The sequence below is a fragment of the Amycolatopsis sp. NPDC058278 genome (assembly GCF_042881395.1).
Classification (GTDB): domain Bacteria; phylum Actinomycetota; class Actinomycetes; order Mycobacteriales; family Pseudonocardiaceae; genus Amycolatopsis.
In genome coordinates this window covers 22,621-31,947 of record NZ_JBHVXZ010000113.1, presented here as the reverse complement: position 1 = coordinate 31,947, position 9,327 = coordinate 22,621, and the positions used below count along the sequence as shown (strand labels likewise).

At 71.9% G+C, this 9,327-nt stretch carries 7 protein-coding genes; 5 read left to right on the top strand and 2 right to left on the bottom strand.

The annotated features are described in order from the left end of the window. The first annotated feature begins 335 nt into the window (after positions 1-335). Positions 336-1,775 (top strand): XRE family transcriptional regulator, encoded by a 1,440-nt coding sequence (locus tag ACFVYA_RS39180; RefSeq protein ID WP_387052247.1) that lies wholly within the window; start codon positions 336-338, stop codon positions 1,773-1,775. Positions 1,776-1,818: 43 nt separating this feature from the next. Here ACFVYA_RS39180 and ACFVYA_RS39175 read toward each other — a convergent pair whose 3' ends face one another. Further along, a complete protein-coding gene (locus ACFVYA_RS39175) occupies positions 1,819-2,142 on the bottom strand; it encodes an EthD family reductase (RefSeq protein ID WP_387052245.1) in 324 nt (107 codons plus the stop codon). A 101-nt stretch (positions 2,143-2,243) separates the two neighbouring features. Between ACFVYA_RS39175 and ACFVYA_RS39170 the strand changes: the two genes are divergently transcribed. From ACFVYA_RS39170 to ACFVYA_RS39155, 4 genes are all read left to right on the top strand, one after another. Next, the gene (locus ACFVYA_RS39170) at positions 2,244-4,208 is read left to right on the top strand and encodes a hypothetical protein (protein WP_387052251.1); all 1,965 of its coding nucleotides are present in this window, start codon (positions 2,244-2,246) and stop codon (positions 4,206-4,208) included. 1 nt (position 4,209) lies between these two features. Continuing rightward, a complete protein-coding gene (locus tag ACFVYA_RS39165) occupies positions 4,210-5,772 on the top strand; it encodes a hypothetical protein (RefSeq protein ID WP_387052243.1) in 1,563 nt (520 codons plus the stop codon). 110 nt (positions 5,773-5,882) lie between these two features. Then, entirely contained in the window at positions 5,883-6,368 is a 486-nt protein-coding gene (locus ACFVYA_RS39160) for a MarR family winged helix-turn-helix transcriptional regulator (RefSeq protein ID WP_387052241.1), read from the top strand. Continuing rightward, complete coding sequence (locus ACFVYA_RS39155; RefSeq protein WP_387052239.1) at positions 6,365-7,561, top strand: cytochrome P450; 1,197 nt, start codon at positions 6,365-6,367, stop codon at positions 7,559-7,561. The genes ACFVYA_RS39160 and ACFVYA_RS39155 overlap by 4 nt, the downstream gene beginning before the upstream one ends. On the opposite strand, the gene ACFVYA_RS39150 is transcribed toward ACFVYA_RS39155, so the two are convergent. Next, positions 7,525-9,231 (bottom strand): NTPase, encoded by a 1,707-nt coding sequence (locus tag ACFVYA_RS39150; protein ID WP_387052237.1) that lies wholly within the window; start codon positions 9,229-9,231, stop codon positions 7,525-7,527. The two genes, ACFVYA_RS39155 and ACFVYA_RS39150, sit on opposite strands and share 37 nt — an antisense overlap. Positions 9,232-9,327: the final 96 nt, after the last annotated feature.

Sequence of the window (9,327 nt, the reverse complement as noted above, 5' to 3'; positions counted from 1 at the left end):
CGGGGCGTCCGCGCGGGTGAGGGCGGCCCGCGCCGACCGGACGCGATCATCCGGTGTCCCGCCGCCCCGGGCGTTTTCGACCCAGCGCACGGTCATGACCGCCGCCGCGGGCCGGTACCAGCGATGTCGCGAAGACGGGACACGGATCCTCCACTCGGCTTGCTGCGGCTGACCAGCGTTCCCGACCGGCCCGGCCGGGCGGGTTCCCGGCGGATGGGAGTTTTTCCCGGAGTTTCCGCGTGATCTTCGGTGCTGCCGCGCAAAGCCGTGATGCGCTACGGTGACCGACCGTCGGCGGTGGGGTGGATCACCTATTTCGGTTTCGGAGCGGCGTGATGGGAACCAGCGGGTCGAAGCCCGGGAGCAAGCCGGAGCGGGAACGGCTCCGGCACCAGCTGCTCGCCGGCGGCTGCAGCCCGGCGCGGATCGCGGCCGAGATGGCCGGCCGCTGGCAGTTCAACCCGCGCCAGGCCTGGCGCTACACCCACGGCCTGTCCCAGACGGCCGTCGCCGCCCGGTGCAACGACCTGCTCGGCGACGGCCGGGCACCGATGACCGGCAAACGGATCAGCGAATACGAGGCATGGCCACAGCGGGGCATCCGCCCGACGGTCCACGTCCTCGCCCTGCTCGCCCGGGTCTACGGCACCGTGCCCCGCGCCCTGCTCGGCGAGGCCGAACTGCCCTTGCTGCCCGAGCCGGAGCGGCTCGTGCTCGACCAGCTCCCGCCGGCCGAAGCGGCCGCCGCTCCCCCGGCACCCGAATCCGGACAGCTCAGCGCCGCCGCGGTCCGCGCCGCCGCCCACGCCTCCGGCGCGCACGCCGAACGCGCCGAAGTCACCGAGGTCGGCGCGATCACGCTCGAGCAGCTGGACCACGACGACGTCCAGCTCGCCCGCACCTCCATCCGCACCCAGCCCGCCGAGATCTTCACCGAGCTCGTCCGCGTGCGCGATCGCGTCTTCGACCTGCTGCGGCGGCGCACCCACCCGGCCCAGCAATCGCACCTCTACCTGCTCGCCGGCCAGACGTGCGGGCTGCTGGCGAACGCCAGCATGGAGCTGGGCTGCTACGGCGCCGCCGCCGAACAATCACGCGCCGCCTGGGTCTACGCCGACATCATCGGCCACAACGGGCTCAAAGCGTGGCTGCGCGGCACCCAGGCGCTCATCGCGTTCTGGTCGGGAAACCCGCGGGAGGCGGCACACCTGGCCAAGGCCGGCCGCGAACACCTGCGGCACGGCACCGGCTTCGTGCGGCTGTGCAACATCGAAAGCCGCGCCTGGGCCCACCTCGGTGACGTCCACGAGACCCAGAAGGTCATCGGCATGGGACACCGCGCGCGCGACCACGTCACCGAGCCGGACGAGCTGCACGACCTCGTCGGCGGCGAATTCGGGTTCGACGAGGCCCGGCAGTCGTTCTGCAACGCCGGCGCCTGGGTGCAGGTGGGCAAGCCGGTGCTGGCGATCGAAGCCGCCGAACGCGCGCTGCACCTGTACCCGACGGAGGCCGAACGCAGCCGCCGCTACGGCGGCGAGGCCTCCACGCGGCTGGAGATGACCGACGGATACCTGGCCACGCGGCAACTGGACGCCGCCGACGTCGCGCTCGACCCGGTGATCAGCACGTCCGCCACCGCGGGTGTCGCCCACCTGGCCACGCGCCTGTCCGACATCTGCGCGACCCTGGACACCCCGCCCTACCGGAATTCCCGCGAAGCCAGGGAACTGGCCGAGCGGATCCGCGCCCATCCGGCCCTGACCACCGGGTGACCGGCGGAAACCCCCGGCCGGTGGCAGCCCGGCGCCGGAGCGCTCAGCTGAGCGGGTAGTGGATCATCTCCACGCCGCCGGTGGCGTAGTTCGGCACGTCCGCGGCCACCGCCTTGCCCGCTTCGGACCCCAGCGCGGCGACCATCGCCTCGGCCGACTCGAAGTCGGCGTGGAACACGGCGAAGTACCGGGGTTGCCCGCCGAGCGAGGCCACGTCGAAGGAGTACTGCGACTGCAGGAGGCCGGGCAGCTTCGCCGCCAGCGGCAAGTGGGTGCTGACGTAGTAGTCCCGGAAATGGGCTTCGTCGGCGGGCGGCGGGTACAGCACGGTGAGCCGGTGCATCGGGTTCCTTTCGGTGACGATCACCGCCAGCCTGGCACACCTCCCCGCGTGTCGCCCGCGCGGCCGGTAACGGTATTCGCTCGTCTCCGGGCGCCGTACCTCCTACGCTCAGTGGTGTGGACGGCATGGACAGTCTCCGGCACGCCATCAAGACGATCCCCATTCCCGGTGCGCCGCCTCGCCTGTCCCGGCAGGGCGCGGCCGTCGGGCTGGCCCTGCTGGACACCTCGTTGCGGCTCAACCACGTGCGCCGGCTGACCGAGCGGCTGACCGTGGTCGAACACGGCACGGCACGGCGGAGCACCGAGGTCGACGTCAGCCTCAAGCTGCTCGACGAGGGCCAGCGCCAGGCCAGCGCGCAGCTGCAGGAGCTGATCGGCCGGGAACACGGCGAGCGGGCCGCTTCGAGACCGGTACAGCAGCGTTCCCTGTGGGTGCCGCTGGCCCGGTTGCCGCGCCGCGACGCCAGTCCCGTGGACGTGTTCGACAGCTCGGGGCAGAAGCTGCCGCGGCTGACCCAGCACGAGGCGTCCCGGCTGGTCGCCGCCGGGCTCTACCGGTTGCTGCGCGGCATCCTCGCCGGCGACGAAAACGCGCAGACCGCCAAGCACGAGCTGAACATGTTCCTGTTCCAGGTGCACGAGCCGCGCTGGCTCATCCAGCAGGCGCTGCTGACGCTGCTCACCGAGCGGAACCACCCGGAGGAGGAGTTCACGCTGGCCCCGGCCGGCGGCACGGTGCACGGGTACGGGCGGCAATGCCGGGAGCTGGCGCTGGACATCCTCACCGGCTGCGCCGACCTGCTGGTGGAGTACGCGTACCTGCTGAACGTCGCGGTCCGCGACTACATGCTGGTGGTGGCGCTGGACGATGCGGTCGAGGAGCACCGGCTCAGCTTCGAAACCCCGCTGCACGTCGACGCCCGGCCGTCGGCGGTCAGCGAACAGTGGCGGCGGCTGGCCTCCAGCCGCCGGGGCTACGTCGTCAGTTACGAGACCACGATCCCGGCCACGCTGAAGTCCTACCACCTGGTGGCCAGGACCGCGCCCGAAGCCGAGATCTCCCGGATGTACCTGTCCACCGACGCCGATCAGCACCAGGTCGACGGGTTGGCCGAGGACCTGGAGTCGCTCGCCGAACGGCAGGACGCCGCGCCGCTGCAGGAAGCCGACGGCGCCCGGCACAAGATCCTCGAACTGCAGGCGCAGACCGTCCTGCGCCGGCTGGCGGACCTGGTGCGCCGGCGCAAGTGGGAGGCCGGCCAGTCGGGGGTGGAGCTGTCCCCGCGGAGCATGCCGGCCTGCCACCGGCTCGCCGCCGCGGCCACGACGGGCGAGGCGGTGCGGACGGACTCGGGCGAGCTGGACAACTCGCTGCGGCGGCACCCGGAGTTCACCGCCGCGAACCTCCGCGAGGCCGCGCGCGAGCTGACCGACCGGGAGTTCGGCCAGGACCTCGTCCTGGTCAACGGCATCGCCGACAACGAAGCGCGGGCGTACTGGCGCCGCTCCGGCGGCCGCGACGCGCGCGGCGACCACGTCCGGGTGCGCGCGACGCTCGTGCTCAAGGACTCCACGAAGTCCGGGCCGCTCAACGTGACTTTCTACGCGCTCGCCGTCGCGACGGTCTCGTTCGTGCTCGGCTGGCTGCTGGTGGGCCGTCCGTGGCCGTACGGCCGGGCCGCCACCGAAGCCCTCGGCCACATCGGCGACGGCCAGTCCGTGATCACGATGCTGCTGCTGTTGCCGGGTTTCCTCTACAGCCGCCTGTCGCTGCCGCCGCGCCGGACCGTGCTCGGCTACCTCGGCACGCTGCCGCAGGCGCTCGTCCAGCTGAGCATCGCCGCCGTCGCCGCGTTCGCCGCGGCCGTCGCGACGCAGAGCCGGGGCGAGGTCGTGCAGACCACGCTCACGGTCGCGGTGGGGCTGCCGGTGCTCGCCGCGTTCGTGCTGTTCGGCCAGGCGTCGTGGCGCGAATCGGCGATCCCGTTGTCCCGCATCGGGGCGCCGCGGTGGGCGGGCACGGGGGCGTGGGACCGCCGCCGGCCACTGGAGGCCGACGTGCGGTTCGACTCGTCCGGGGGGTGGTGAGATGCGCGGGCAGCGGATTTCCGTGCGGAACGTGGCCGACCTGGCCCGGGCCGGCTTCGAAATAGCGCGGCAGCCGGTGACCAAAGTGGACTTCGAGGTGCACCACGCCATGGCCCGCCCCGGCTACCTGCGCGAGCTCGTGACCGCGGACGCCGACGACGCGGTCTTCCTGGAGACGCTGTGCTCGGCCACGAACGGCGCCGGCGTCGTGATCGGCACCCGCACCCGGAAACCGCCGGACGGCACCGAACCCGCCGAGCCGGCCGGTGACCTCCAGCCGGCGGAACGCCCGCGGCAGAACGCCCGCGGCTGGGTGTTCCACCAGACGACCTCGCCCAACCCGACGTTCATCTACGAGTCCGCGCAGACCTTCGAGGGCCTGATCGCGATCGACCCGGCGGCGCGCGAGGTGTACGAGTGGCACGGCCTGGCCGTCCGGGACCTGGTGCGGGAGATCTCCGACGCCGCGTCCTCGCTCGTCGACGCGCCGTTGGTGTCCCTGCAGTGCCCGGCCCAGCTGCCGACCATCGTCAAGACCCGCAACCACGACCTCCGCACCCGCAAGGAGATCGCTCCCCCGTGCGCGTCGCTGGCGGTCCGGTTCGCGATCGCGCTGCGGGACGCCTCCGCGGCCGCGCGGTTCGAACTGGCCGACCGGTTCCGCGAGCTGTGCGAGAAGCACGGGTACAGCTTCTGGCTCGCCGACACGCGCCCGGGGCACCGGCAGGGGAACTGGTTCGAGGTCTGCCACGCCGACGGCGAATTCTCGCCGTTGTACCGCGGCGACCTGCGGTCCCGCCAGCGGATCGGCACGTGCCTGCCGGTGACCTTCGTCGGCCCGGCCCGGATCGGCTCCACGAATGCGATCGTCTCCTTCCTGCAGCGGTATCCCCAGGTCGGGGTGGTCGGCTGCGCGGCCACGACGCTGTCGGACGTCGCGTTCGTCCACCTGCAGCTGGCGATCCACGGGGTGGCCACCGAGCGGCTGAACCGCATCCTGGGCAAGCTGCTCGGCGAGTCCTCGACCCCGGCCCGGCCGGACAAGCTGCTGCGTGAGCTGTTCAAGCGGCTCGGCCTGCCGCCCGACCCCGACGGGCCCGCCACCGCCGTCCAGGACCCGACCGGCGACTACCAGACCTTCGCCGGCCCGGCGTTCGCCTACCGCCCGCACCAGATGCCCGACTGCATGGCCGTGTGGGTGTCGTGGGAGATCGCGCGCCAGCACCGGGGCCTCGCCGCTCCGCTGGACGGCTTGTACCACGCGCTGGCCCAGGTCGCGTCCCCGCCAGAGCCCGTGGCCTCGGCGGGCGACCTGGCCACCGTCGAGTACCTGATCTGCCGCGCCACCGAGCAGTCGGTGATCCGCGGCAAGGCGAAGCTGGCCGTCCCCCGGTCGGTCCTGCGCGGATTCTCCTCCGGCGGCGGCGAACCGCCCGCGTCCAGGCTGTGCGCGGCGCTGGAGGAGGCGTGGAAGGCCCACGTGGATCGGTCCGGTGTGGACGGGGTGAGTGAGCTGACGGTGGCGTGGCGCGAGTCCTGGCTCGGCCACTCGGCCTACTCGTGACCCGCCACCTCCCCGATGATGACGCTCACTACATCGGTAAGGAACTAATTACTACTTGACCAGCGAACGCAAGCTGGACGCCGTAGTTAATAAGCAATACAGTACCAACTGTGGCAGAGTTCGACGATCTGACGACCGCCGCCGTGGTGCGCCAGGGCGTGCTGCGGCTGGCACGCCGGCTGCGTGGCGCCCGCTCCGAGCACGCCCTGAGCCCCGCCAAGGTCGGCGTGCTGGGGTACCTGGCCCGGCACGGGACCAGCACCCCCGGCGAGATCGCCGCCGCGGACGGGCAGCGGCCGCAGGCGCTGACCAAGGTTTTCGCCGAATTGGAAGCGGACCGGCTGATCAGCCGCGCCCGCAACGAACACGACGGGCGCGGGGCCGTGCTCACCATCACCGCCCAAGGCACCTCGGCGCTGGAAGCCGACATGCGCGAGCGCGATCGCTGGCTGGCCGCGGCGCTCGGCGACCTGAGCGAAACGGAAATCGGTTTGCTGCGGCTCACGGGTCCCCTGCTCGACCGGCTCGCCGACCGGACCGACGTCGTGCAGGGGCCCCGGAAGGACGTCCTCCAGGGTTTCGCGGAGGAGGCATGACGGACCCGGCGTTCCCGCCCCCGCGGACCTGTCCCTACACCCCGCCGCCGCGGCTCGGCGAGCTGCAGCGCGATGCTCCCGTCACCCGCGTCCGGATCTGGGACGGCAGCACGCCGTGGCTGTTGACGCGCTACGACGACGTCCGTGCGGTGCTCGCCGACCGCCGCTTCAGCGTCGACCCCACCCGGCCCGGCTACCCCGCCCGCGGGCCGGCGGGCCGGGCGCGGCGGCGCGGGGCCGGCTCGTTCATCTCGATGGACGCTCCGGAGCACACCCGCCTGCGCCGCATGCTCATCCGGGAGTTCACCCCGCGACGCATCGAGGCGCTCCGGCCCGCCCTCGAACGCACCGCCGCCGAACTGCTCGACGAACTGGCCGGGCGGCCCCAGCCCGCCGACCTGGTCGCCGGCTTCGCCCTGCCGCTCCCGTCGATCGCCATCGCCGAACTGCTCGGTGTGCCCTACGACGACCATGAGTTCTTCGAAGACCGCTCCCGCGTCATGACGGACAACTCCGCGGGCGGCGCCGCCAACCGAGCCGCCACCGCCGACCTCGCCCGCCACCTCGGCACCCTGCTGCAACGGCGACGCGAGCACCCCGCCGACGACCTGCTCGGCCGGCTGAGCGCCGGCCAGGTCGAACCCGGGAACCTTTCCCGGGCCGAAGCGGTGTCCATGGCCGTCCTGCTGCTCGTCGCCGGGCACGAGACCACCGCCAACCAGATCGCCCTGTCCGTCGCCTTCCTGCTCGACAACCCGGAGCTCGCCGAGTTCTTCCGACGGCCGGAGGGCCCACCCGCCGGCGCGGTCGACGAACTGCTGCGGCTGCTGACCATCACCCACACCGGACGGCGCCGCGTCGCCACCGCCGACGTGCCGATCGCCGGCGGGATCACCATCCGGGCCGGCGACGGTGTCATCGCCGCCGCGGACATCGCCAACCGCGATCCCGCGCGGTTCCCCGACCCCGACCGTGCCGACTTCGGCCGCTCGCCCAACCACCACCTCGCCTTCGGGCACGGCGAGCACCTCTGCCTCGGCCACCACCTGGCCCGGCTCGAACTCCGCGTCGTCCTCACGACGTTGTTCCGCCGCCTGCCCGGGCTCAGGCTCGCGGCGCCGGCCGCGGACCTCCCGTTCCGCCACACCCACCCGATCTACGGCGTCGACCGGCTGCCCGTCGCCTGGGACTGACCAGGCGTGTTCGGCGTCGCGGAATCACCGACGGCCTCCGGCCCTTGCCGGCTGAGGCTTCGCTGAAGGCGCACGTGCCGAAACTGGTAGACCGCTCCGGCCTGTCGCAGTACTCCCCGCCGATGAGCGTCAACCAAGAAGGTCATCGCGCGCCACGGTAGTTCCCCGGTCAGGGCCAGCCACGCACGGGCGACGACCAAGCCACCCCAGGCGGACCCGAGGCCGAGGGCGAACACGCCGACGAGCGCGAAAGTGAGACTCGACAAGACGACGCCCCAGGCCGAATCGGCCGCTCCCACCGCGAACAACGCGCCGAACAACGAGCCGAGGAACAGAACGCCGAAGCGGTCGGCCCGGAGGACGGATTCGGGATTGACGACGCGAGCCGTGTCTGCGGGTTGGGTGACGAGACCGGCCAGGCCGACGGCCAAGCCGACCCCCAGACCACCGGCCAGCCCGGCACCGAGCCCCGCCGCGAACCCGCCGACCAAGCCGATGATCAGCGCAGCGGCGGAGCCCGCCACGACAACGGTCACCAGTGCGCTCGCTGCCCGGCGGAAGTTCCGCCGGACCGGAAGGTTCGCCGTCAACGGAGCCGGCACACCCCGGCGTTCGTCGAGCAGGGCGCCGGCGGCCCCGGCCACCAGCCCGATCGGCAGACCCGGACCGGTCCCGAACATCATCCCGCCGGCCAGCCCGAAGACCAGACCGGTCGGGAGACCGCCGGCGAGCTTCAGGACGAGCCACAGCGGGAAACTGGACATCAGGATGCACCCGAACACGAACAGCATGCCGGCAGGCCCGGGTAGCAACCCGCCGGCGACCGCGCCCAGGACGCCGAAGGTGAGCGCCGTGGTCAACCGGGGCACCGCCTTGGCGAACTGCCACCAGGCCACGTCGTTCGAACTGTCCCGGTCCAGCCGCCGCGCCAGGCAGGTGAGCCAGTGGTGCGCCCGTTCGGCGGGCCACCGGCACCGCCCCGCAGCCGGATCCGCGGCGCGCTGCCGGTACAGCGAGGGAACGAAGATGTTCAACAGGTGGTCCTCGATCAGCTCGGCTTCGGGGAACAGCACGGTGTCCAGCAACTCGGCCGGGTCGTTCCCGGGATCGTCGCTGTAGATCGAACGAGCGAGGCCGACCATCAACGGGGTGGAAAGCACCCGGGTCAGGTTCGCGGCCGCCCGTGTCGGCGGTTTCTCCCGGAGAGCCGTGAGGATGGGGCTCCACGCCGTGTCGCCGTCCGTGGCTCGCGCGGTTCGAGGCAGGTAGTCGGCCAGATCATCGACGGTGATGTCGCACAGCTCGATCACCGCCGCTCTGGTGACGACATCGGAATCGGCGACCGCGGCACGGAATTCCGCTGTCCGGCTGGTGATCACGAACGGTAAAGTGCAGGCGTTCAGCATGTCGAGTGCGGATTTCTGCAATCCGTCGGCGATTTCGTCGAAGCCGTCCAAGACCGGCAAGATCCGCCTGGTGGCGAGGAGATCCGCAGCGATCGTCGTACCGTACCGGCTGATCTTGTTCATGCCCGTGTAATCCCGCATGAGCTGGCTTTCGAGCCAATTCGCCAGGGAGATCGATTCCGGATTCCAGGTGTCGACGTCGAAGATGACCGGCACCGGTTCTGCCGACGTGCGATCGGCCAGCAGGTCCGTCGTGAGCCGCATGGTGACGACCGTCTTTCCTGCCCCCATCCGACCCAGGACCACGAGTCTCCGGGAGGGTATCTGCCGGAAGATGTCCACGATCCGGTCGAGCCTCCC

Excerpts from the sequence above, each read along its gene's own strand:
- ACFVYA_RS39180 (WP_387052247.1), top strand. The coding sequence starts at position 336 with ATGGGAACCAGCGGGTCGAAGCCCGGGAGCAAGCCGGAGCGGGAACGG.
- ACFVYA_RS39170 (WP_387052251.1), top strand. The coding sequence starts at position 2,244 with ATGGACAGTCTCCGGCACGCCATCAAGACGATCCCCATTCCCGGTGCG.
- ACFVYA_RS39165 (WP_387052243.1), top strand. The coding sequence starts at position 4,210 with ATGCGCGGGCAGCGGATTTCCGTGCGGAACGTGGCCGACCTGGCCCGG.
- ACFVYA_RS39155 (WP_387052239.1), top strand. The coding sequence starts at position 6,365 with ATGACGGACCCGGCGTTCCCGCCCCCGCGGACCTGTCCCTACACCCCG.
- ACFVYA_RS39150 (WP_387052237.1), bottom strand. The coding sequence starts at position 9,231 with ATGCGGCTCACGACGGACCTGCTGGCCGATCGCACGTCGGCAGAACCG.